19 protein-coding genes are annotated in these 25,268 nt (G+C 44.5%); 3 read left to right on the forward strand and 16 right to left on the reverse strand.

The genetic code is table 11. The annotated features are described in order from the left end of the window. Positions 1-456 precede the first annotated feature (456 nt). Entirely contained in the window at positions 457-1,167 is a 711-nt protein-coding gene (locus tag D829_RS0109885; protein ID WP_017688724.1) for an SDR family NAD(P)-dependent oxidoreductase, read from the reverse strand. Between the two features lie 101 nt (positions 1,168-1,268). Here D829_RS0109885 and D829_RS0109890 point away from each other — a divergent pair, with 101 nt between their 5' ends. Further along, positions 1,269-1,628, forward strand: a complete 360-nt coding sequence (locus D829_RS0109890) for a MerR family transcriptional regulator (protein WP_017688725.1) — start codon at positions 1,269-1,271, stop codon at positions 1,626-1,628. A 223-nt stretch (positions 1,629-1,851) separates the two neighbouring features. Here the strand turns inward: D829_RS0109890 and D829_RS0109895 are convergent, their stop codons facing one another. The 5 genes from D829_RS0109895 to D829_RS0109915 form a co-directional block, all read right to left on the reverse strand. After that, complete coding sequence (locus tag D829_RS0109895) at positions 1,852-2,433, reverse strand: GNAT family N-acetyltransferase (RefSeq protein WP_017688726.1); 582 nt, start codon at positions 2,431-2,433, stop codon at positions 1,852-1,854. A gap of 45 nt (positions 2,434-2,478) precedes the next feature. Further along, a complete protein-coding gene (locus tag D829_RS0109900; RefSeq protein ID WP_017688727.1) occupies positions 2,479-3,054 on the reverse strand; it encodes a GNAT family protein in 576 nt (191 codons plus the stop codon). A 166-nt stretch (positions 3,055-3,220) separates the two neighbouring features. Further along, positions 3,221-3,520: a hypothetical protein gene (locus D829_RS0109905; RefSeq protein ID WP_017688728.1), complete on the reverse strand. Its 300-nt coding sequence runs from the start codon at positions 3,518-3,520 to the stop codon at positions 3,221-3,223. A gap of 159 nt (positions 3,521-3,679) precedes the next feature. Continuing rightward, positions 3,680-5,443: an ATP-binding cassette domain-containing protein gene (locus D829_RS32400; protein ID WP_017688729.1), complete on the reverse strand. Its 1,764-nt coding sequence runs from the start codon at positions 5,441-5,443 to the stop codon at positions 3,680-3,682. Then, positions 5,428-6,282 (reverse strand): ATP-binding cassette domain-containing protein, encoded by an 855-nt coding sequence (locus tag D829_RS0109915; protein ID WP_017688730.1) that lies wholly within the window; start codon positions 6,280-6,282, stop codon positions 5,428-5,430. Before D829_RS0109915 ends, D829_RS32400 begins: the two co-directional genes overlap by 16 nt. 112 nt (positions 6,283-6,394) lie before the next feature. On the opposite strand from D829_RS0109915, the gene D829_RS0109920 reads away from it, so the two are divergent. Beyond that, entirely contained in the window at positions 6,395-6,985 is a 591-nt protein-coding gene (locus D829_RS0109920) for a biotin transporter BioY (RefSeq protein WP_017688731.1), read from the forward strand. Between the two features lie 142 nt (positions 6,986-7,127). On the opposite strand, the gene D829_RS0109925 is transcribed toward D829_RS0109920, so the two are convergent. The 5 genes from D829_RS0109925 to D829_RS0109945 all read right to left on the reverse strand — a co-directional run bounded on the left by D829_RS0109925 (position 7,128) and on the right by D829_RS0109945 (position 14,998). Further along, complete coding sequence (locus D829_RS0109925; protein ID WP_017688732.1) at positions 7,128-8,597, reverse strand: Msr family ABC-F type ribosomal protection protein; 1,470 nt, start codon at positions 8,595-8,597, stop codon at positions 7,128-7,130. 481 nt (positions 8,598-9,078) lie between these two features. Then, the gene (locus D829_RS0109930; RefSeq protein WP_017688733.1) at positions 9,079-10,962 is read right to left on the reverse strand and encodes a beta-glucoside-specific PTS transporter subunit IIABC; all 1,884 of its coding nucleotides are present in this window, start codon (positions 10,960-10,962) and stop codon (positions 9,079-9,081) included. Positions 10,963-11,174: 212 nt separating this feature from the next. After that, positions 11,175-12,005 (reverse strand): PRD domain-containing protein, encoded by an 831-nt coding sequence (locus D829_RS0109935; RefSeq protein ID WP_017688734.1) that lies wholly within the window; start codon positions 12,003-12,005, stop codon positions 11,175-11,177. 292 nt (positions 12,006-12,297) lie between these two features. Next, positions 12,298-13,740 carry a 6-phospho-beta-glucosidase gene (locus tag D829_RS0109940; RefSeq protein WP_017688735.1) on the reverse strand — a complete coding sequence of 481 codons (1,443 nt, stop codon included), beginning with the start codon at positions 13,738-13,740 and terminating at the stop codon, positions 12,298-12,300. Between the two features lie 427 nt (positions 13,741-14,167). Beyond that, the gene (locus D829_RS0109945) at positions 14,168-14,998 is read right to left on the reverse strand and encodes an amidohydrolase family protein (RefSeq protein WP_017688736.1); all 831 of its coding nucleotides are present in this window, start codon (positions 14,996-14,998) and stop codon (positions 14,168-14,170) included. A 319-nt stretch (positions 14,999-15,317) separates the two neighbouring features. On the opposite strand from D829_RS0109945, the gene D829_RS0109950 reads away from it, so the two are divergent. Further along, positions 15,318-17,045 carry a cellulase family glycosylhydrolase gene (locus D829_RS0109950; protein ID WP_026081103.1) on the forward strand — a complete coding sequence of 576 codons (1,728 nt, stop codon included), beginning with the start codon at positions 15,318-15,320 and terminating at the stop codon, positions 17,043-17,045. A gap of 245 nt (positions 17,046-17,290) precedes the next feature. Here D829_RS0109950 and D829_RS0109960 read toward each other — a convergent pair whose 3' ends face one another. From D829_RS0109960 to rhaA, 5 genes are all read right to left on the reverse strand, one after another. Next, complete coding sequence (locus D829_RS0109960) at positions 17,291-19,273, reverse strand: sucrose-specific PTS transporter subunit IIBC (protein WP_017688739.1); 1,983 nt, start codon at positions 19,271-19,273, stop codon at positions 17,291-17,293. 26 nt (positions 19,274-19,299) lie between these two features. Further along, positions 19,300-20,775: a sucrose-6-phosphate hydrolase gene (locus tag D829_RS0109965; RefSeq protein ID WP_017688740.1), complete on the reverse strand. Its 1,476-nt coding sequence runs from the start codon at positions 20,773-20,775 to the stop codon at positions 19,300-19,302. A 147-nt stretch (positions 20,776-20,922) separates the two neighbouring features. Continuing rightward, positions 20,923-21,906: a LacI family DNA-binding transcriptional regulator gene (locus tag D829_RS0109970; RefSeq protein WP_017688741.1), complete on the reverse strand. Its 984-nt coding sequence runs from the start codon at positions 21,904-21,906 to the stop codon at positions 20,923-20,925. Positions 21,907-22,151: 245 nt separating this feature from the next. Continuing rightward, positions 22,152-23,825 carry a ribonuclease J gene (locus D829_RS0109975; protein ID WP_017688742.1) on the reverse strand — a complete coding sequence of 558 codons (1,674 nt, stop codon included), beginning with the start codon at positions 23,823-23,825 and terminating at the stop codon, positions 22,152-22,154. Positions 23,826-23,983: 158 nt separating this feature from the next. Beyond that, on the reverse strand, positions 23,984-25,255 hold the full coding sequence (gene rhaA / locus D829_RS0109980) for an L-rhamnose isomerase (protein WP_017688743.1): 1,272 nt from the start codon (positions 25,253-25,255) through the stop codon (positions 23,984-23,986). Positions 25,256-25,268: the final 13 nt, after the last annotated feature.

The following is a 25,268-nucleotide window of genomic DNA, read 5'->3' on the forward strand; positions in this document are numbered from 1 at the left end:
ATCCCCCTCTCATTTCGGTTTAGAATTGAAAGGTGGATTCTTTATTTGTGTCTGATTAGTAGAGTGTAGAGTAGTAGCCCAATTGGTTTCAGGCTTTCGGACTTTCAGGCTAACGAATCTGAGGCATCTTATTCAAGCATTTGAAGCTCCCGCAGAAATCTAATGAACCTGAGCCACGTTACATTAGAATAAACATCAGTTTATAGCCTTTTTGTCAGGGATTTCGAGAAATAGCGTGTCTGATGTTCCTAAAAATCTAAGAAGCGTACCTAAAGGCCGAATAAGACGTCCTGGGTTCGTTAGAAAATCGTCTACCCATTCTTCAGGATAATCCAGTATGAACCTCAAAACTTTTTAGACCCTTATACCCATCATCGTAATGGCTTACCTGAGTTTGAGTTTGAAAATATACGCTAAAATTCATCCCAATTTATCGCTGCTTTTGGCAACGGTGGATTACCAAGGGTATACGCCATTTTCATCTAGGAATTCTCCGTTATGACGTTTACTATCCGTCGCATAGCCCACGATAATCGCAGCGCCGGCTTCTTTTGATTTACCGCCTTCGGCATTGCCATTAAGATCTGTTGAAGTGAACCCAGGCGTTACCGCAAAGACTTGCGCCCTGCTGTTTTTCACTTCATAAGCCATCGAAAGTGTCATGGCACTATTGGCCGTTTTGGATGAGTTATAGTCGAAGGCGTTTAAAGTAAATTCTGCATTTTGCATATGGTCCAGAGAAGCCATGTCGGTTGATACATTAATGATTGTGCCTTCATTGTCTTTGATTAACGGGAACAATCGCTGATTCAAACGGAAGGTACCGAAAAAGTTCACTTCAAAGGCGTTCCGCAGATCTTCCTCTTTTGTATCCGTGAAGGAATGAGAGAAAGCACCCGGCATACCCGCGTTATTGATCAAAAGGTTTATTGTGGGATAATTCTTGTGAATCGTATCGGCTGCCTGCTCAATGCTCTTCAAGTCGCACATGTCGATCTGTACAAATTCTACATCTAACCCCCTGGAAGTTAACTCGGAAACAGCTCTTTCACCCCGTTCAACACTACGTGCACCAAGGATAACTTTCCAACCTGCTTCACCCAACTGCTTTACGATTTCATATCCAATTCCTTTATTTGCTCCGGTTACAAAGACAGTCTTTTTCATGCAAATCCTTCTTTCCGTAATTTGATTTATATTTAACAATGTATAAGTTACTATGCTACACTTAGTGTAGGTCAAATTATTTTTATAAAAGAGGGGTTAACATGTTAACGATTGGAGAAGTAGCCAAAAAAGTTGAAATCTCCATTGGAGCGATTCGCTTTTATGAAAGAAAGGGACTGCTGAAACCTGCTGCACGAAATGAGCAGAATAACCGTCTATATTTGGAGGATGATCTGAACTGGCTGGTTTTTATCAAATGCCTTCGTGAAACCGGGATGAGTGTGGAAGACATCAAAAAGTATTATGATCAGGTCAATGAAGGAACCTCCACTTTGAAGGAAAGAACCAAGCTGATTGAGGGTCAAAAGCAAAAGTTGCTGAATGATATCGAGGAGAAAAAAGCGCAGCTTGTTCATTTGGATAACAAACTGGAGCGCTATTATCGAGGGGAAAATTATTAATATAAGCCTTATGCTATAGATTAAACTTTTGCATTTTATGTTATAGTACGTCTCCTAACAATGTTTCCTTAGTATTTAGATAAAATAAAAACAGAAAAAAATCAGGCAGCCAGCAATAACTGTCCAACCTGATTTGAAATGCTGATGTTATAGCTATTTTTCAGTAGACTATGTTCTAACCCTGACATCATCACGACAACACATTCATCTTGAGATAATTGTATCAAAAATGACCTTCGCGCTTACCCAGTTGATAATGGTTATAGGGTTCATCCTCGATCTCAATTAAATTTAACCGTTCAAAATTACATTTCTGTATCACCTTATTGGATGCTTGATTGGTAGTCAAAGCGATGGCATTTAACACTTCCACGTTTGTATGTTCAAACAAATAATCTGTCATTCCTTTGAGTGCCTGCGTTGTGTAACCACGGTTCCTGAAATGCTTGGAAATGCCGTAGATAATCTCCCGATTAGGTGCTGTTAACTCATCCTTAATTCCTGAGCAGCACCATCCTATGAACTCATCATTTTCTTTGAGTACGATAGACATACGTAAATATAACTCCCCGATATCCCCTCCCGCCATCACAGCTTGTTTAAAACGCTGATTCTCAGGGATTTCATATTCGGTGAGCCACAGGGTCCTGTCTTCAATCGTAGCGTTCCATCCCGGTAAGAATTCATACACCTCAGGTTGCCACGTAATTTCTTGCAGTTTCTCTAAATCTTCAATTCGATACTCGCGCAAATAAATATCCTTGCAGTCGATGATTAATTCATCGTTTTGTACGGGTTGGTTCATAATGCCTCCTACAATACACTTAATTTCAGCTTATTAGCCTTTACTTCAAACAAGGCCCTCTTTTTCCATAAACTCATCTTTGGTTAATCCAAAGAGGATCAGATCCTGGTATTTTCCATCCGTATAGATCACTTGGCGACGCACACCTTCCTGAACACATCCAAGTTTTCTCATCATTGCTGCGGAAGGTTCATTACCTTGGAGTACATAATCATTAAATTTATTGAGCCTGCGCTCGAAGAAGGCATAATTCAACAAGATTCGAACGGCTCTGGTTCCGTATCCATTTCCTCGATGATCCCTGTCAATTTGAATGCCAATGCTAAAGGTACCGTTTCTCTCATCAATGCTGTTCAGATTCACACCTCCGACATTTTCACCATCCATATTTACAATTGTAAACATGATCCTTCCTTTGGTTAAAGAAAAATCAGAGAAGTTTTCCGTAAAACTCTTAGCCTCAACATGAGTTGGCGGTAACTCTACTGCACACTCCAATAACCGACGGGCAGGTGTATCAAAGCGGTTATAATAATGATCCTCCCAATCTTCTTCACGCAAAGCACGTAATCTGATCTTATCATCCTGCCAGAAATATTGACTATAATCGATCTCTCTCATTCCAAGTCCCCCCGCATATTCAACCAGATTTTTACTTCGAGTTACAAATATAATAACCCATAATGTGGAATTGGAGGAGATTTGTTTTCATTAAACACAACGAAAATAACCCCCGAACAGGACAAAACCTGTTGGAGGCTACGCTCTATTTTATATCAAAATCTCTTTAAGATTCTTCCGTATATTGAGGCTTGGACACGTTATCCGGAACCGTTTCGTCAAAAACATCCTGACCCGGATAATCCCGCACTTCTCCCTCGTGAAGCTCATGATTTTCATAGTCAAAACGATGTGCAGACCGCTGGTCCACGCGCCACGGTGAACTTTTCCCGAGAGACTCAGATAACAGAGATGAACCGTAAGGACCCTCCGGGAATTCTTCGAGTGTGATATCGTTTCGCTGCGACTCCACCGTAGACACATCGGTATATTCTTGCCGTTCTTCACGCAAAAACTTATCTTTCATCGTTTATCCCTCCTGATCCACTTCAGATGACCAACGTCCACTTATTGTGAGCGAAGACAAACGCATTTATGCATGATCTTTGGAAAACACTGCGTTTATTGTTCTAATCCATCGTCTTATTCATCACCGGATTAATCACGTTAATCATCGCCATCATCATTAGCGAATCCATATTAATAGTACAAAAACAATGAGGCCAGCGAGGCTAATCCAGGTATCACGTTTGGACCATACCAATAACGATGAACGTCCTCCGAGCGTAGAGTGCTCTCTAACTTTACGCATTTCCATCGCAATGGTCATATCCTCTGCACGTTGGAACAGTGCCATTAACAAGGGAATCACCATCGGACCCAGGTCACGAATTCGAACGGTATTTGGTCTTAAAGCTGCCTTTCCACGTGCCCGCACGATCAGTGAGAATCGCTGCCACTCACTCCAGATCATCGGGATAAACCGAAAGATTAATGATACAGCAAGAGCAAACGAAGCTACGGGCAACCTGATCTTCTTACCGATACCAAGTACCCAGTTAAGCCCTTCTACCATTCGCCCATAAGGTGTCGTCAACGAAAACCAAAGGCTTGCCAATGTGACGATAAACAATCGATACACATTCAGCAAAGTGTCCTCCGCCTGCCTCAGGGAAAAGCCAAAGCGCAGACCGCCTCCCTCTGTTGAATGGGTTGTCCCAGATAACGCCGTTGAGATGATGAAAAAGAATAATAATGGCTTCATTAACTTCATACATCCAGCCAAAGTCTGACGCGGGAGCACGGCAAGTGCTGCTAATACCGGTACCAGTGTTAACGTCAATCCCAGCCATCGCTGTTGAAGCATAGCTGCGGTGACCAACAATATATACAAAATCCATTTCAGACGCGGGTCCATGACGCCATATAATCCGCCTGAATGAATAAATGTGTTCGGAAGAAGCTTTGGATCATCTTCCGTTTTAATGGACGATAGCATCAGTGTTTCTTTTTCATACTTCATTACATCGCTCTTGACTTCCATCGTTACCGTCCCTGATGCTTCTTTCAATTCGTTTTGAATCCCCACCTTAACTGACGTGGAATGAACAATACTTTCAGCCATCTCTTCTGGCGTCATTGCGGTCAAAGGCAGATCAAGACCCGCAGCCCTAAACTGCTGTGCCAGTCTCATCGATGGTGGCAGTCCGATCCCTGTCTGCTCCAGCAGTTCGGGCCTTTTGTGAAGTTCTCTCGGCGTAAGATCGGAGATTAGACGGCCTTCCTGCAACACCAATACTCGATCCGCACAAGGCAAAAATGTATCCAGATCATGGGTTGCTACCACGCCCCCACCACCTGCCAGACGATGTTGCTCCAGTACATCCAGCAAAAGCCCGACACTTTGCGCTTCCAATCCGGCGCTTGGCTCATCCAGCAGAAGCCAGTGTGGATTGATCACACTTCCGAGAGCAAGACCTAGCCTGCGCTTCTCTCCCCCACTTAGAGCAAATGGCGACCTGTCCAGATGAAAACGTCGGTCCAACTCCGAGGACGCTGGCGGGTCCCATTGGTTCAGTGCTTTTGTGATCTGCTCTTGTTGCTGTTTCTCTGAAAGTCGATAGGGACGGAGAGAATATGTGAATTCACGCTGAATACTTCGGGCAAACAGTTGTTGTTCCGGAAATTGAAACAATAGTCCCATTTGCAATAAAATCGACTGCGGCACTTTTCCTTCTTTCCAGAAAGGAGTGCCATCCAATGTGATACTTCCTGCATCGGGCGGTCTCAGACCAGCCAACGTCTGTAATAAAGTCGTTTTTCCTGAACCCGTACAGCCCAGCAGCAAGGTGATTTCCCCACTGTTCAACTGTACACTCACATCTTCAAGCAGTGCACGTTTGCCCGATTCCGATGCTTCTATACGTATATTGGTTAGCTCGATCTCCAACGTGCGACCTCCTTAGCCAATTGCTCAGGTCGCAGTGGCATGGCTTCTGGCATCATACCTTTTTGCTTGAGCAATAACGCAGTTTTTACAGTAAAAGGAGGGTCCAACCCTACCCGTTCACAGGGAGATAGCTGTACATTTTCCCAGGTATTCTTCACATTCGTCTCTTTTTTATAGTAAAAGGACTCAGGCTCCCCGTTGTACACACAACGTCCCCTCTCCATAGCAATGATTCGATCACACAGGGTTGCTTCCTCCAGATGGTGTGTAATCCAGATCACCGTTGTCCCCCGCTGGGTAATCTTCTGAACGATGGCCTCGATACGGTCTCTTGCTCCTGGATCAAGCATGGCTGTTGGCTCATCCAGAATCAATATATCCGGTTTGGCTGCCAGCGCTACAGCAATATTAAGCAGTTGTTTCTGTCCACCGGATAATTGTGAGACAGCCTTCTCCGGGGGATATTGAAGTCCTACGGTATGTAATGCATCCTGCCTGCGCTCCAATTGCTCTTCTACAGATTCCATCAATGGTGACAGCGCAAAATGAAACTCCTCTTCAATCGTATCGCCTAGTACCTGTGCATCCGGTTGCTGCAGTACACCCCGAACGGTAAGTTCATCCGAGATATCCCGTACCCCTCCAGATAGTGGAATGAATCTAATCAGTAGTCCAGCGAGTGTGCTTTTTCCACTGCCATTCGCCCCTACAATACTAATCCATTCTCCTTGGTGCAGCGTAAGTGAGACCCCATCCAGTGCTTTTCTCACCTGACTACCTTCGGAAGCATAATGCACTCGAACATCTTCTAATGTAATTATAGGCAGGTTGCCTTGCATCGTAAATTAGTCCTTTCCCTTTCTATTGTTATGTGGTAAGATCCTAATCGTTAACCACATTTATATAATTGGTTAACAATCATATTACCAAAATGGAGAGGATTGTTCAAACATGAAATTATCTTTGCGAGGCATTGTATTCAGCGCACTTATGGCCGCAATTTTAGTGCTTTTTGGTTACATAAGCATTCCCATTGGCTTCTCCCCTGTACCGATAACATTACAAACTTTGGCTGTCATGCTAGCCGGAGGATTACTTGGTCCACTCTATGGTTTTCTAAGTGTCACGATGGTTGTTCTGCTCACCGCTCTTGGATTCCCCTTGCTGCACGGGACCGGAGGACTTGCAGTACTTCTTGGACCTACCGGAGGATATGTGATGATGTGGCCGTTCTCCGCATTATTGATTGGATTGTTGCTTGCACGAATCAACATCAAAGGTGTAACAGGATTCATACTCGCTTTTGTTGTATTTGAACTATTTGGTTCACTGCTCGTGTATGTCTCAGGGGTCCCTTGGCTTGCCTATGCTTACAAAATGGACATACCTGAGGCCATGATTCAAGGGTTTTATCCTTACATTATTGGGGATCTGATCAAAGCTGTATTTGCTGCCATCATCATTGCGCCCGTGCGCATGGTTTTCCCACCTCAACGTCTCACAGGTAACATGCATTCCACGGTTATAAAGGCGGATTCTTAATAGAAGCTACATAAGGTAACTAATCTGCCTATCTTTGAAAACGACGAAACCGCCAAAATCACTTTGGCGGTTTTCGTTACTTCTCTTCCTCTAAGGTTGTTCTGTCATCGGAGTGATCCGTGTAAATATTCTTTAGTTCAACTTAAATATTCACCTGAATTAATTGACGCTCTGTAATCTGAAATTGTTGATCCGCTGTATTTTCAATAAACCTCTGATCATGAGATACATACAGAATCGTTCCTTCATACGCCTTAATAAAACGCTCCAACGCTTCCAATGCATGCATATCAAGAAAGTTCGTCGGCTCATCCAACAATAGAATGTTATATTGTCCAAGAAACAAATGACATAATTGAAGACGAATCGCTTCTCCTCCGCTTAATGTCCCAACATTCTTCAGCAAGTCATTACCTGTAAACTGCATCGCATGCAACGCACTTCTGAGCTCTGATTCCTCATATTCCGAACGATTTTTCAGGAATTGTAATACGGTCTCTTTTGTCGTGAAACGATAGCTCATTTGCTGAAAATAACCGAGCTTTGCTTTTGGAGACATTGTGATCTGATCTCCCACATGGAAAACATGGTTAAGCAATGTGCTTTTCCCACTGCCATTGGCTCCGGTTATCGCTATTTTTTGTTTTAATGGAATTTGAAAACTTACATCCTCCAACAATATGTTTCCATCCAACTCAAGTGTAAGGCGATCTGCCATAATCGGAAATCGATTGTGCAGCTCCAGTGTCTTTGGCTGACGGAAGATCATAGACCGTTCCTCTTGCACTGCTTTTACCTCATGAAGTTGTTGCATCCGCTGTTCAATCGCTTTGGCTGCGCGGTGCACCGCTTTTTGACTGGTGCCTTTGGATTTGGTTTCAACCATACGGTTTGTTTTTGCCTTGGATTCTTTTTTGGACATGCTTCCGGCCTGCGTTATTTTCTCGGCTTTCTTCATCTTTTCCCGAGCGGCCAGCTCCAATCGTCTTTTCTCTTTGGAAAACTGTTCATGCGCCTGGTTTTGTTGTTCACGCTCCAGCCTCTTCTGTGCCTGATAATCACTATAGTTGCCGGAATATACGCGAACCTCACCTTGATGGATTTCCCAGATCGTGGTCACCAGTTCATCCAGAACCGCACGATCATGACTGATCAGCACAAGCGCCCCATAATAATAACGCAATTCATCCAGTAAAAATGTAATGCCCTCTTGATCCAGGTGTGTTGTTGGTTCATCCAGTAACAGTACTTCATGATAATGAGTGAACATTTGAGCCAGTTTTAGACGGGTCTGTTCTCCGCCACTCCATGGTTGGTCGTGTTGAGGTATGACTAATTTGCTGAGTAAAGCCCCGTCAACTTCCAGATTTTCGTTAGGCTGGGGTGGTTCCACTTGTTGCAAATAACCAAACTCTGCAAAACGTTTTACCTTTCCGGCTGTTGGCTGGATCTGTCCCGCAATGAGTTTCAACAATGTACTTTTACCCTGACCATTACCACCCACTACACCAATGCGATCTAGTTGATGCACAGCCAGTCGTTCAATGTTCAGTACCGCTTTATCCATATAGGTCATCTCAACCTGTTCTAATTCAAAACATATCTTTTCCATATTCGCTACCTCCGAAATAAGATTTATTTCGTATCGATAGCGAAGCACGCTTCTATCGATACGAGCTTATCGTGCCAGCTCGTATCAATAGAACAGTAACGTCATCATAGCGGTTACCTCCAGTAGTCTGTATTGAGCGCCTTTACCTAATTATGATAATCAGAAGAAAAAAACAAAGAATCACAGGCCACGGCCTGTGATTCAACGTAAACGGGTAAGCGAGGATAACACTTATTTCAAGGTCAGGATAATTGAAAATGACAGACTGATCCCGTTTACTCTGAACCAATAGTCAGAGCCTTTGAACGTATTCAATTACCGATTCAAAGGAAGGAAACGCAGTCTCATCGCATGTGTCATGTTCAATAATCCACCTTTCATTATCATGTATAGATGTACAAATCTAATTATAATTTTCCAATTCCACCATGTCAACGGAACCATGAAAACTCTAGGCATCGAATTTGTATCTATTCTTATTTTATTCGAGTCCCTTTCCGCTGTACAACTTCAATAGAAGCTCCTGGCTATGAACCTGACCTGTAGCCTGTGGAATTACTTCCTCGTAGTTGGCGGAATTCGTTACTATAATCGGCGTTACCGTGTGATAACCAGCAGCCTTAATCTGTGCAATATCGAATTCAAGCAACAGATCTCCCGCTTGGACCCGATCGCCTTCTTTAATATGGGAAACAAAATGTTGCCCATCCAATTTAACGGTATCAACTCCCACGTGAACCAATATTTCAGCACCGGTGTCTGATACAACAGCCAAGGCATGTTTTTTCTTGAATGCAACGGTAACTGTGCCGTCAAAAGGTGCTACCACTCTGCCCACAGCTGGCTCAATCGCAATACCTTTACCCATTGCTCCCGATGCAAATGCCGGATCTGGAACTTCCGACAATTCCACAATTGTTCCTTCGATTGGGCTAAATACAATTTCGTCCGAAGCATTCGTTGCACGAACATGTTGCTCGGCAGATGCAGTAGATTCGGATTTTGTTTCTTCTTCAACCGGATCTTTGAAGCCCATGATGTACGTCAGTACAGCCGAAACAACAAAGGATACTACGATACCCAGAATCAATCCTGGGAAACCTTGTCCACCTGGTCCGTAGAAGATTGGCAAGGTCAGCAAGCCCGGTGCGCCGGATGCAAATGCCAATGTGCCTGCTTGACCAATGATAGCTCCACCAACTGCACCACCGATAACTCCTGCAATGAATGGACGTTTCAGTGGTAATGTTACCCCATAGATGGCCGGTTCCGTAATACCGAATAAAGCCGTCAACGTGGATGATCCCGCCAGCGTTTTCAGTTTTTTGTTCTTGGTTTTCAGCATAACCCCAAAAGCAGCACCCGTTTGGGCAAAGATTGAAGCTGTCGCAGCGGGTTTAACGCCATCCTGTCCATACACTGCAACGTTGTTGATAAATACCGGAATAAGACCCCAGTGTATTCCGAAGATAACGAGCAGCTGCCAGCTTGCACCCATAACGGCTCCTGCGAGTAATGGACTGAATCCAAATGCGGCAACCAGTCCAGCTGCAATTCCATTACCAACGTATACACCAAATGGTCCGAATACCAACAGTGTCAGAGGTACCATAATCACTAGCAAAAATAATGGCGTAACAAAGTTTTTCACACTATCGTGAAGTGTTTTATTAAAGAATTTCTCCAACTTGCTCATAACAATGACAGCTAAAATAATAGGAATAACTGTAGATGAATAGTTCATCAAGATGACAGGGATACCGAAGAAATCCGTTGGTGTTCCCTCTGATTTCAACGTGACGATGGACGGATAGATCAGTGCTCCTGCAATCGTCATCGCGACAAACATATTTCCCTGGAATTTACGTGCTGTTGTAACCGCTAACAACAGAGGCAGGAAATAGAAGAGACTATCTGCTGCTGCATACAGGATCGTATATGTTGTTTCTGTCGTTTCCAGCCATCCAATATTGCTTGCAATCAACAATAACCCTTTTAGAATACCGGCTCCCGCCATAACACCCAGAAGTGGTGCAAAGATGCTGGATATGATATCGATAATACCCCCGAGCCCTTTGGCTGCTTTGCGAGGTTTTTCTTTATCTGACGAATCGTCCAGAATGTTACTGATCTGTCCAATGGCACTATAGACTTCAGGCACCTTGTTACCAACAACAACCTGGAACTGTCCTCCATTTTCTTTGACTGCGATGATACCTTCTGTTTTCTCCAGTTTGGCTTTGTCTGCCTTGGCATCGTCCTTTAATACAAACCGTAATCGTGTTGCACAATGAACCAGCGATTCCACATTTTTCTCACCGCCAACCAGTTCTACAATCTCTTTGGCCAGTTTCTCTTGACTCATGATCTGCACCCCCACTTTTTTTTCAAACAGGCCCTTTACCGATTTTTTTGCACGCAAAAAACCTAAGCCTTGAGTAAGGGGACACAATGGTCCTGACCTTCTCATGACTTAGGTTTTGCCTGCATAACCAGTAACAATCCCAGTTAAATCGTATTCAATTCCTGTTAATCACATATTATTATAATTAAACCATTTTTGTCAACATTTAAATATTATCGATTAACCACTCGTTCGATATGAACCGTCAGATACAATTTTTCTTCATTGGTCAACTCATGGTTGTATTCCTTTTTGACAAACAACTCAATTTTCTCCGTACACACTGCGGCATCCGGATGTTTCTCCTTAATCATGTCATAGAAATGATCATAGTTGTTGTCGTAATGCGTGCCACTGAGCACACGCTGGGAGAAGAACTTTAGATGTGTGATAAAGCGAAAAAAACTGAGAGAGTCCTCATCAAATTCCATTTTAAAATGATATTTCGCTATATTAATAATTTGCTGGATAAACTTCGTAATATTCATCGTTGTAATAACTTCTTCGTTCATCTCTGCGTTGACAATATGAAGGGCAATAAAAGCGGCTTCATCGGGTGGAAGCTCAATATTCATGCGGGTGTTGATCTGTTCCAGCGTCCTCAGGCCCAGTTCGAATTCGGGCTTGTACAACTGTTTGATCTCCCACATTAATGCGTTCTTGATCTCCACGCCTTCCCGATAGCGTTCAATCGCGAAGTTAATATGATCTGTAAGAGATACATAGATGTTCTCATTCAGCTTTCGGCCCAGATTCTCACGCGCATACGTGATGATCTCTTCCACAATTTCAATCAGTTCCATCGGAACTTCGCGCAGCAGCATTTTGAAATTATCGGATGTTTGTTTGTTTTTCAATGCAAATACTTTCTGGATGCGGGTCTCGTCTACTTTATCCCCCGGCTTTTTCTTAAAGGCAATCCCACGTCCCATCACTACAAGCTCTGCTCCATCCGCCTGATAGATGCTAATGACGTTATTGTTGATAACCTTTGCTATTTTCACTTCAATCCCCCCGTCACGTTCCACTCTCTTGGCAGTTATACATCGTCTTTTGGGTATACAAAAAAAACCTGAAGCATCACAAAATAAACAAGACATGGTGGTCTGCTTTTTTTGGTGCTTAGGTTTTGCCTACTTCGAGTAGTAACAATCCCAGAAACGATATAATTGCGTCAAGTATAGCGCGAACCTGACTATATGTCAACGCTTTCAATGTGAGGACAATCGGAAGTTCCGTGAATTTATGGTCCTTCCGATTGTTTGATGTCTGAACTAATCCGATTTACCTTTATGACTACTCATCACCCAGATTCGTTCCGTTGGATTCGATCACATTTTTGTACCACTCAAAACTCTTCTTCTTCAGCCGTGTCAGCTCTCCTTGACCTTCATTATTACGATCCACGTAAATGTAGCCATAACGTTTTCTCATCTCACCTGAGGATGCACTTACAATATCAATAGGTCCCCAGCTGGTGTAACCGATGATGTTAACCCCATCCTGAATGGCCTCACCCATTTCAGCTACATGTCGTTTCAAGTAGTCAATCCGGTACGCATCATCCACTTCACCTTCCGGTGTAACCACGTCATTGGCACCAAATCCATTCTCAACAACAAATAGCGGCTTCTGATAACGGTCATGCAGTTGATTGGCGGTAATACGGAATCCTTTGGGATCAATCGTCCATCCCCATTCGGACTTCGCCAGATATGGATTGGCTACCGAGCCAAATACATTACCGCTGGTCATATTTTTGATAACTTCCGGATCGGTGCTGGTTGTACGACTTGAATAATAGCTGAACCCGATATAATCTACGGTATGATTCTTCAAGATCTCCGCATCACCTGGCTGCATAACAATGTTCAACCCGTGATCTTTGAAGAAACGTTTGGCGTAACCCGGATATTCCCCACGTGACTGCACATCGATGAAGAAATAGGACTCTCTATCTTTTTCCATACCCTGGAACACATCTTCCGGATTACAGGTATACGGATAGAAGCTTCCTGCCGCAAGCATGCAACCAATCATGGCACCAGGAATAATCTCATGACATGCTTTGACTGCCAGTGCACTTGCAACCAGTTGGTGGTGAGCAGCCTGATATTGAATTTCCTTGATGTTATCCCCTTCATTGAAAGCCAGCCCCGCCCCAAGGAACGGAAGATGAAGCAGCATGTTGATCTCATTAAATGTCATCCAGTATTTCACCTTGTCTTTGTACCGAGTGAATACCGTTGTAGCGTACGTCTCGAATAGAGTTACCAGTTCACGACTTCTCCAGCTGCCATACTTCTCGATCAGGTGTACAGGCACATCGAAGTGAGCTAATGTAACTACAGGTTCAATGCCGTTCTTCAATAATTCATCAAACAGGTTATCATAAAATTGCAATCCTGCTTCATTCGGCTGTGTATCTTCTCCTGTCGGGAAAATCCGTGCCCAGGCAATGGAGACACGCAGTGCTTTGAATCCCATTTCGGCAAACAGAGCAATGTCTTCAGGGTAACGGTGATAGAAATCGATTGCTTCATGTGAAGGATAGAACTCGGTAGCGAGCGGCGTAAAAGCTGGAACATTGCCTTTCATAATACTTCTGCGGTTCTCTCCTGTTGGCAGCAAGTCAACGATACTCAGCCCTTTTCCATCTTCCAGATACGCACCCTCCGCCTGATTAGCAGCAATGGCTCCACCCCATAGAAAATCTGTAGGAAATTTAAAATTCGTCATCATCATTCTCCTTCCAAATATGTAATTCAGCTATCCGCTCAAATCCTGAAAAATATTAAAAAGACAAAATATTTAAGTTGAACTACACAATTACACATAAACGGAGAGGACAGAAAAAATCTGGAGAAGCGAAGCGTTCGCCTTTATCACCGGATTTCCCTTTAAAAAGGGATTCAAAAAATCTGGGGATAACAGCGATTGAAAGATTGTTCTGGCCGCGCAGTCGTCTCGTGTAAAATCGTTTGTTCAACTTAAATAGAAAAAACCCGAACCAGCCTGGGTACACGATTACGTGTAAACAAGCCAGCTCAGGTTATGCCCATATCGGTAACATTCCCAGATCATGATTATGCGGATTGGATAAAACTTTAGCAAGAATCAGAACAGTTGTCAACTTCTTGAAACCGGTTTAGCTTCGAATCGCCCACTACGATATTTGATAGAACGCAGCACATGTGCCGCCAAGAATCATCTGTTGATCTGATATAGATAGGGTATTAATGTGATTCATAATGAGACCGTATACATCAGAATACGTAGCTGAAACGTTGCTCACGGGCCAGTCGGACCCGAACATTAACCGTTTCGCACCAAAGGCTTCTATGGCGATATTCAGATAGGCTGTAAAGTCGCTCGGAGTCCAATTTGCCCAATCTGCTTCCGTCACCATCCCTGAAAGTTTACAGTACGCATTAGGTTGTGCGGCCAAAGACTCAAGCGCTTCTTTCCATGGTGAGAGTATACCTGATTTTATGTCGGGTTTGGCTAGATGATCAAGTACAAATCGCTGTTCAGGAAACGCCTTAACCAGTTCAACGGCATAAGGCAGTTGCTCCTTGGACACCAACAGATCATAGGCCAAATCATACTCTTTGAGCAATGAAATTCCATGCTGAAAGTCTTCTCTCAATACATACTTCAGATCAGGTTCATCCTGTATGACATGGCGTACGCCCTTCAGATATGGATTGGACGCGAACAGTTCAAGCTGATTCCGAACTTCATCCGAACAAAGATCTACCCATCCGACAACACCTTTGATACACTCGTATCGGTCTGCCAGTTGCAGAAGCCATTCAGTTTCTTTCAGTGATTGTCTCGCTTGTACTGCAATGCATCCGTCCATCCCCGATTGAGCTAATAGAGGTTCCAGATCTTGTGGGAGAAAAGACTGACGAATGGCTTGCATCTCTTCGCCAATCCATCCGTACTCAGCGATATTGTATTCCCAGAAATGTTGATGTGCATCCAGCTTCATTTTACATCCCTCCAAGGGTAGTTGAATCTAATTATTGTTAAAATGTAATTATATCATCTCATTTCCAATAAAATCATTATCTTTACACAATCTATTAGCTAAACCAGATCACTAATTATCACATGAATTTTATGCCAATTATGCGGGTATGCCCCTATATGTAATCATGATATATTAGATTCCGAAAACGCTTTCAATACATAATTCGGTGGTGATCCCAGTATTGCACAAGTCATGATTTGGTTTGAGTTAAGCTCCATCTTCACAGTTGCTTAACTTCTATTCAAGTTCAACCATTCTATCTTATAAGGAGATTATATTGTTGAAAAAAAACCGTAAACCGCTCCTCTCTCTTACACTTGTGACTGCCATGATTCTGTCTCTGTTCTCCTCGGCTATGGCTTCTGCTGCAACAAACAACAGCGATCAGGCTGGTACCTCAGCCGTTCCAAGCAAAATGCAGGTATATGTGAACGCCATGGAGCCTGGCTGGAATCTGGGTAACTCTCTGGATGCCGTTGGCGAGGATGAGACAGCCTGGGGCAACCCGCGCATTACGAAGGAACTAATTCAATCGATCGCAGCTGAGGGCTACAACAGTATCCGTATCCCTGTGACCTGGGAAGCCCATATCGGCGACGCACCCGACTACACAATTGATTCCGCTTACATGAACCGGGTTCAAGAAGTGGTAAACTGGGCCCTCGATGCGGATCTCTACGTCATGATCAATCTTCACCATGATTCCTGGCGCTGGATCAGTTACATGGAGAAAGACCATGACAACGTGCTTGCACGTTACAACGCTGCTTGGACTCAGATTGCGGACAAATTCAAAGATGCATCCGATAAACTCATGTTCGAAAGTGTTAACGAACCACGTTTCTCCGAAGGCGGCACAACGGATGTTGCGATTGGATATCGCATGCTGGACGAGTTGAATACTTCTTTTCACAAGATTGTAAGAACTTCGGGTGGAAACAACGAGACACGTCCGCTTGTGCTTCCAACGATGCATACCTCTTCCGCTCAACCTGATCTGGATGAACTGAATAAGACCATTCAAAAATTGAATGACAGCAATATTATAGCAACCGTTCACTACTACGGGTTCTGGCCATTCAGTGTGAACATCGCAGGTTACACCAAGTATAACGAGGAAGTACAGAAGGACGTTACCGACACATTCGATCGGGTATACAATGCTTTTACAGCGAAAGGCATTCCAGTTATCGTCGGTGAGTATGGCTTGCTTGGTTTTGACCAGCACACAGGTGTCATTGAGCAAGGCGAAAAACTGAAATTCTTTGAATTTGTTGGACAATATCTGCGTCAAAAACAGATGACAACGATGTTGTGGGATAACGGACAACACTTCGGTCGCACAAGCTTTACTTGGTCTGATCAGGAATTATTTGATACCATGAAAGCCAGCTGGACAGGTCGCTCATCCACAGCCGAAACGGACCTCGTATATCTTAAACAAAATGAAACCATTCAAGATAAAAAAGTAAAACTCAATCTGAATGGGAACAAATTCAATTCCTTGAAGAATGGCAATACGCCTCTTGTCAGAGGTAAAGACTATACGATCAAAAAAGATGTACTTACGTTAAATTCCAATCTGTTGACCAAATTGACAGCCTCTGGTGATTTGGGCGTAAATGCCACACTCACGGCTGGATTCAATGAAGGTGCTGACTGGAACTTCAATATTATTAAATATGACACACCTAAGTTGAACGATGCAACAGGTACAACCAGTGCATTTGCCATTCCAACTACGTTTAACGGCAATCAACTGGCAACGATGGAAGCGACATATGCAAACGGAGAAAACGCCGGTCCACAGAACTGGACTTCATTCAAAGAATTCGCCTACACATTCAGCCCAGATTACGAACGTAATGTGATCGAGCTAAAACCAAACTTCTTCAATGAAACCAATGATGGCGAAGTCACGCTTAAGTTCCATTTCTGGAACGGAGATGTGCTGACGTACAAAATCACGAAAAATGGAACCAATGTTGTTGGCGTAGCTTCATAATATGGATTCACAGCCGATCCATAGCAAGTGAATCCACAAAACGTTCTGTCCAGAGCCCTATGCCCAGGTCAGAACGTTTTTCCTTTTGCTTGGACAATCCACATGATTACTCCTTTTGAACTCATTTACCTGTTTGAAAAAAATAAAAAAAGGCAAAGGAAAACGGGTGCATACACCAGTTCCCTTGCCTTTTTCAAATTGTTTTTGTGCTCGTGATCCAATACTTTTCTATTTCAAACGGTTACTTATTGTGGCTCAGTAAATTTCACTACCAGCACCGCTTCCCCATTGGCTTGAACATGACCGGTTGACGTCCCTGTAACAGTTGCTATCGTTTCGTTTCCACTTGGGATCAACACAGGTGTAATCAACGGCAGACCCGCAGCCTGAATGACATCCATGTCAAATTCAATCAACAACTGTCCTGCAGTTACACGATCTCCGCTATTCACATGCGCGGTAAAACCGTTTCCTTTTAGTCCAACCGTATTAATTCCGATATGAACCAGCATCTGTACACCCGTCTCATGCTCCAGAATTACCGCATGTTTACTCTTGTTCATGACATGTGCGATGACACCATCAAACGGTGCGTACACCTTACCTTCTGATGGCTCAATGGCAATGCCCTCACCCATGTGTTTTTCCGAGAACGCCGGGTCAGGAACCTGCTCCAGAGCAACGACGGTACCGTTCATTGGCGAAGCGATTTCGAGAAAATCTACCTTAGGACGATTGCTTGTAACGGCATCGGTAACTGAATTAATACGCGGATTAGAGTCCTCTGCTTTAACTTCAGTTGATGTTACTCCACTGTTCTCATGGCTCACCGCTTCTTCTGCAACCGGTTGATCCTTATATCCGAAGAACCAGGTAAGTGCAAAAGCAATGGCCATGGCGACTACGTTGGACAAGATATACAACGGCAGTTGGCTGTTCAGATAGAGCAATGTTCCAGGAATAACCGTTACTGCCATGCCTGTACCTTGCAGATGGAACAGGGAAGCGATGAAACCACCCACACCACCACCAACCAGACCCATAATAAATGGTTTCATATAACGCAAGTTAACTCCGAAGATGGCTGGTTCGGTAATGCCTAGAAATGCGGACAAAGACGAAGGTAATGCGAGTGCTTTGAGTTTCATATTTTTGGTCTTCAGACCGACTGCGAGACAAGCGGCTCCTTGTGCTGCCATGGCACAGGTGATGATTGCGTTGAACGGGTTAAATCCCGTCTTCTCCAGTAGCTGAATCTCCAGGAAATTAAAGATGTGATGTACACCGGTAACGACAATAATCTGATGAAAGAATCCAATGATAATACCTGCGATGCCAAACGGAAGATCCAATACGGCAGTTGTTCCATGCAGCACCCACTCTTCAAGAGAATGGAATACAGGACCAATGGCGAAAAGTCCAAGCGTAATCATGACTGTCAACGTAATAAAAGGAGTCAGAATTAAGTCCAGTGCCTCAGGCACCCGTCTTCTTAGTACCTTCTCAAACTTGGCGCCAATCAAACCTACAAAGAACGCGGGCAGAACTGATCCCTGATACCCCACGACAGGTATAAAACCGAACATATGCAGCGGCTGTGCTGATCCATCTGCCACCGCGTAAGCATTCGGTAATGCCGGATTGACCAGCATTAGCCCCAGTACGATACCAAGTACCGGGCTTCCGCCGAATACGCGGAACGCAGACCACGCTACAAGTGCAGGTAGAAATGCAAAGGCTGTATCCGTCAGGATTTGAGTAAACAACAGGAAATTGGCCGAGATATCATCCGGTGTTGCACCGAATAACGCCAGAATTTCATTCTGGGTAAGTAATCCGCGCAATCCCATGAACAGTCCTGTAGCTACCAGAACGGGAATGATGGGTACAAATACGTCACCAAACGTGCGGATAGCCCGTTGAAAAGCATTTCCTTCTTTTTTCCCCTGACTCTTCACCTCATCCTTGGACGTTCCTTCGATTCCCAGCTTCTCAACCTCTTCAAAAATTCGATTCACTGTTCCCGTACCAAAGATAATCTGATATTGACCCGAGTTGAAAAAGGCGCCTTTCACCTTCTCGATGTTCTCGACCGTTTTCTGATCAATCTTTTCTTTATCTTTAACCATGATGCGAAGACGAGTTGCACAATGTGCAAATGATGCGATATTCTCTTTGCCCCCGATGGCATGAATGACTTCCTGGGCAATTCGTTGATTCTCCGACATGTTATCTCATTCCTCTCACGTAATACTTAATAATTCCATTGAGTTGCTTCAAAATCAGCTTTGCCTCCGCGTGTAAAGAAACGAATGTCCACGCTGTCCCGGCTTGGGAAAATGCGGCTGGTAAAGACCTCTTCCCCATCGTTCACAAAGACCTCGACTGATGAAGCATCTACGAACAGATGCAACTTAATCACTTCCGCAGTAAGTGTGCACTGTCGTACAACGCCATTCTGCTCTGCCAGCTCGGCACCAGACATCGTCCGATCCAAAACAACTTTCTGCTGAATCCGATCATACAGAAGAACCGTTTTTTCAGTTGCATTTGCCCGGAATTCGATGCCTACAATCTCTGCATCTTCATGGCTTATCTCACATATCAGCTCATAGGCAATCCCATTAAAACCAGTGAAAGATCGACTCTCATTGTCAATCGTTGCGCGAATATGTGTGCCTTTATCCTGCTGACGTAATTGGACCATCTCTGCAACCGGTTGTTGAATTAACTTGCCGTCACGGAGTGACAATTGCCGAGGAATGGTCAGGCAATGAGCCCAGCCACTATCGTCTGTCGGATATTCCAGATCGGGAAGTCCCATCCAACCAACCAGAATACGTCTTCCGTCCGGGCCCTGCATCGTCTGCGGCGCATAGAAGTCGAATCCACGATCCAGTTCCTGAAATTCACCATGATTGAACTCTCTCGTCTGGAGATTGAGCGGCTCACCGATCAGATAACCGGATTGAAAAATATTCTGATAATGATCTCCCGCTGCATCTAAGCCTTGTGGGGAAAAGACAAGTACACCTTTCCCGTCCATCTCCATATAATCCGGGCACTCCCACATGTAACCAAAGGAGGTTAATTGCGTACGAATTTCACCAAGAAACTCCCAGTTGTTCAAATCGATTGAGCGATACAGCACCGTACATCCCGTCTCGTCTGTTCTCTGTGCACCAATGACACAATAATACGTGTCTCCTTGCTGCCACACCTTGGGATCTCTGAAGTGTTCCGTGTATCCGGCTGGTACAGACGAGATCACGGGATCATTCAGTTTGGTTACTGAACCGCTTTCATCCATGACTGCCAAGCATTGATAAGGCTGTCTGGCCCAGGCCTCATCCCTCATATTGCCTGTGTACAGCAAGTGCAGCTTGTCGTCTTTTTCAATCGCACTGCCAGAATAAGCTCCGTGTGAGTCATACCTGCCACCCGGTTCGATTCCAATCCCTACATTTTCCCAGTTCACCAGATTCTTCGAGCGGGTATGATACCAGTATTTCATGCCGTGTTCTGTTCCAAGTGGGAACCACTGATAGAACAGATGATAATAGCCTTTATAATATACAAAGCCGTTAGGATCATTAAGCAGACCTGTTATCGGCTGAATGTGATAACTTTGTCGCCAAGGACATACCGATATCTGTGCTTCAAGCTTCGCAATCTCTCCAGGCTCCGCTTGCTCAATTCGTCTGTAGCGCTGTTCTCTAGTCATTTTCATAGCTGTTCTCCATTCAAAATATAGGAACCGGTTCCATTCAACGCAAAAAAATAATTCCATATGGCATTAGTGCCTGCCCGTGTTCGCATATCCCAATTGGATATTCACAATGGAACCGGTTCGATGGAATTATCATAAAGGATGTTTTTATAATTTGTCAACGCTTTCTCGAGGAATTAGTTCTACGTCCAGTGTTGTTCGTTCCTCCACCGACTCGCCTTTGACCAGACGAATAATGTGATTCGCCGCTACTTTGCCCGCCTGCAAATAATGATATTTCACAGTCGTCAGCGTGGGGTGAATCATCTCCGTAATATCATATCCGCCAAATCCGGTAACGGACAAATCTTGCGGAATGCGGATTTTATTGGAGAATGCAATCTTCATCACACCCAGTGCGATATTATCCGTAGCCCCCACGATGATCGTTGGTGTGATTTCTTTCAGAATGGCTTCAGCGGTAACAATGGCTTCCGACATCTTGAAGCTTGTCTCATAATACTTCACTTCACATCCACCACACTCGGCGATTGCTCGCTGGAATCCTTGTTTACGATAGATCCCTACCGCCCGATCCTTCTCGCTAACTCCCATATACACGATCTTGCGGTGACCCTGTTCGACGACATATCTGCCCATCTCATAACCTGCCTGATCATCATTGTGAACCAGACTGTGCAGTTGCTCATGCTGCTGCCCCACCAATAACACCGGAATCCGTATATCCTCAACGGCCTTCAGATGTGCTTCAGTCACTTCAGCAGCCAGCAGAATAATACCCGATACCTTCTGTCGTGCAAAATCATAGATGGCATCAATCTCGCGCTGCATGTCCTGACTCGTATTTGCGATCAGCATCTGATACTGATTACTTCGCAGTTCTTCATCAATTCCGATCAATGTCTGGGATGTTGCAAAAGAATCAAGACGTGGCACAACCGTACCGATGATACTGGTCTTCTTAGCCTTCAGACTCTGTGCAAATGTATTGGGAACATAATTGTATTGTTTGATAATACGCTCAATCTTCTGGCGTGTATTCTCACTAACCGATCCGCCATTCAGGAAGCGAGAGACCGTGCTTTTTGCCACACCTGCCATCTGAGCGATATCAGAAATCGTTTTATTCATAAAGACTCCTCTTATTTCTATTAGCTAGTTTACCTTTTATTATACTTCGAATCGCAAACCCATGGCGAATTTGATTCAACTCCATTTATCGCACGTCTATGGTACATTCCCGATGTAATAGCAAAAGCCCGATAGCAATGTGACGTTCATACCGAAGTATGATCCGACATTCATCAGGCTGTTAAACTTTCATATACACGTTTGCTCAGATCTCTAACATAAGAACACTCGCTATTCCCTACATCTCAGACTTCGATAATAATAGGCAAGATCATTGGTCTTCTCTTTGTTTGAGCGTAAATATAGTGACCGATCTCGTCTTTCAGCTTTCTTTTGATCACATTCCACTGATTCATACCTGCACCGGTCAACTCCCCCATTCGGTTTAGAACCAGCTCATGAATCTCATGCATGAATTCTTCCGAATCCTTAACAAATACAAACCCTCTGGAGATAATTTCGGGTGACGTGACCATCTGTTTTTCCGTTTTGCTCAGTGTAGTCACAATCACCAGCATGCCATCGGAGGATAGTTGCCTGCGGTCGCGAAGTACAATATTGCCGACATCACCCATGATCAGACCGTCTACGAGACTATTTCCTGATGCAATTTTGGGACCCAGCGAAGCAATGCCGTCTTTGTACTGGACCATATCCCCATTATTCACGATAAACACATGATCACGCTCTATACCTACGGATTCAGCAAGCAGTCTGTGTTGATACAACATGCGAAACTCACCGTGGATCGGAATCAGATAATCCGGTTTCATCAGGGTAAGCATCAATTTGAGTTCTTCCTGACTGCCGTGTCCGGAGACATGCATTCCTGCTGCACCACTTGAACCATATATCACACGTGCTCCGAGAATATAGAGGTTATCAATTACATGTGCAAGATTCCGTTCATTGCCCGGAATGGCTCCGGCCGCAATAATGACCGTGTCCCCAGCGTTAATTCTTACGTGAGGATGTTTACCGGATGCCAAACGTGACAATGCTGCCATCGCTTCTCCCTGGCTACCGGTGCATAATACAACGACTTGTTCAGGTGGAAACTGATCCGAATCGATAGCTTCAATCAACAATCCGTCAGGAACTTGCAAATACCCCAATTCACTGGCCACCGATACCACATTCACCATACTTCTGCCCAACAGTGCCAGTTTGCGACCCGTCTCGAATGCTGCATTCACAATCTGCTGTACCCTGCTGACATTCGACGCAAAGGTGGAGATGAATACTTTTTGTTTTGCACGGATAAAGGCATCCAGAATGTGGTCTCCCACAACACGCTCGGAAGGTGTAAATCCCGGTCTTTCTGCATTGGTACTCTCGGAGAGCAAGATATGGACACCCTGTTTGCCAATCTCGGCCATACGGTGCAGATCAGGGAAAGGTCCATGTACAGGCGACATATCAAATTTGAAATCTCCGGTATGCACAACATTGCCTGCTGGGGTCTGAAAAAAGATACCCAGACAATCCGGTATACTATGGCTGGTTGCAAAAAAGGAAACCTCGATCCCTCCCAGCGTAATGCTGGAATGAGCATCGATCGTATGCAAGTCGGCCTTGCGCAGCAACCCATGCTCTTTCAGTTTAAGTTCGATCAGCCCACGCGTGAGCCTGGATGCATACACCGGGATGTTCATTTGTTTTAACAAATAGGGAATGCCACCAATGTGATCTTCATGTCCATGGGTAACTACAAGACCCCTTACTTTATCCAGGTTCTCCAGCAGATACGTTACATCCGGAATGATCAGATCAATACCAGGTAATGTCTCATCGGGAAACTTCGAACCACAGTCAATCACGATGATGTCCTGATAGTACTGGATGAAATACATATTCTTCCCTATTTCATTCACGCCGCCAAGTGCAGCGATATACAGTTTGTTGTGGGCTAGATTCAACTCTGTTATTCCTCCTCTGCGTGGCAATCGTATACAATACGGATCTATATTCCTAGTATGGAAGCAATCGCCTCAGTTATGCATTTCAGCGTGATTATGCCAAAAAAACCACCACGGAATTTTCATTCCATAGTGGTTTATACGAAAAATAAATACGGTTACACCAATGATTTATCACGCTGTAGTAAAACATCTTGTTCATAGGTTTTAATATCGGTGATCCACTTTTCACGAACTGGAACGCCTTGCTGAGCACAATAGTAGTCCCAGATCGCGCCAAACGGATAGGATTTGAACTCTTCCGTTAAGGCAAGGCGCAACGTGTAATCCCCTTCCAACTCGGCTTGTTTCAAGGCATCCACCGGTTCAAGCATCGCTCGGAGAAGGGCTTTGATCGTGTTGCGAGTCCCCACAACCCATGCAGCTACACGGTTAATGCTTGCATCAAAGAAATCCAGTCCAATATGTGTGGTCGCAAGCAGATCATGTCGAACCAGTTCACGGGCAATTTCCAGCAACTCATCGTCCATGATTACCACATGGTCACTGTCCCAGCGCATCGGGCGGCTTACATGAAGCAGAATGCCACTTGTAAACAATGACAAGGACGACAGTTTATTGGAAATAACCTCTGTTGGATGGAAATGACCCGCATCCAGGCAGATTAACGTATCATTTTGCAAACCGTAACCCATATAGAATTCATGAGAACCCACCACATATGCTTCCGAACCGAGACCAAACAGCTTACTCTCTACCGCGTCCAGGTTGTGCTCTGGGTTAAGTGGTTCGCCAAATACTTCATCCAGCGATTCTTTGAGACGTTTGCGTGGTGTCAACCGGTCAACCGGATTATCCTTGAATCCGTCCGGTACCCATACATTGGTTACACAAGTCTGACCAAGCTGTTCCCCGAAATAAGCACCAATCCGGCGGGATGCCTTGCAGTGATCAATCCAGAACTTGCGAATTTCAGGGTCTGGATGACTGAGCGTGAACCCGTCACTTGATTTTTCATGGGAAAAACATGTTGGGTTGAAGTCCAGACCGAGTCCTTGTTCTTTGGCCCATTTCACCCAGTTCTCATAATGCTTTGGCTCAATCTGATCCAGTTCAACCTGCTCGTCGGTATCCGTGTAGATCGCGTGCAGATTGACCTTATGTTTGCCGGGAATCAGAGCAAAAGCTTGCTCCAGATCGTTACGAAGTTCTGTTGGTGTGGTAGCAGCCCCCGGATATTGACCTGTAACGGAAATGCCCCCTGTTAACTCCCCATCTTTATTCAAAAAACCTTTGACATCGTCGCCTTGCCAGCAGTGTACGGATACTTTGATCTCCGCGAGTTTGTTCAGTACCTCGTCCGTATCAATTCCGTGCTGGGCATACAACGCCTTGGCTGCTTCATACGCTTGCTTGACTTGGTTATCCATCCGCAAGAACCCT

The organism is Paenibacillus sp. PAMC 26794 (assembly GCF_000316035.1).
Classification (GTDB): Bacteria; Bacillota; Bacilli; order Paenibacillales; family Paenibacillaceae; genus Paenibacillus.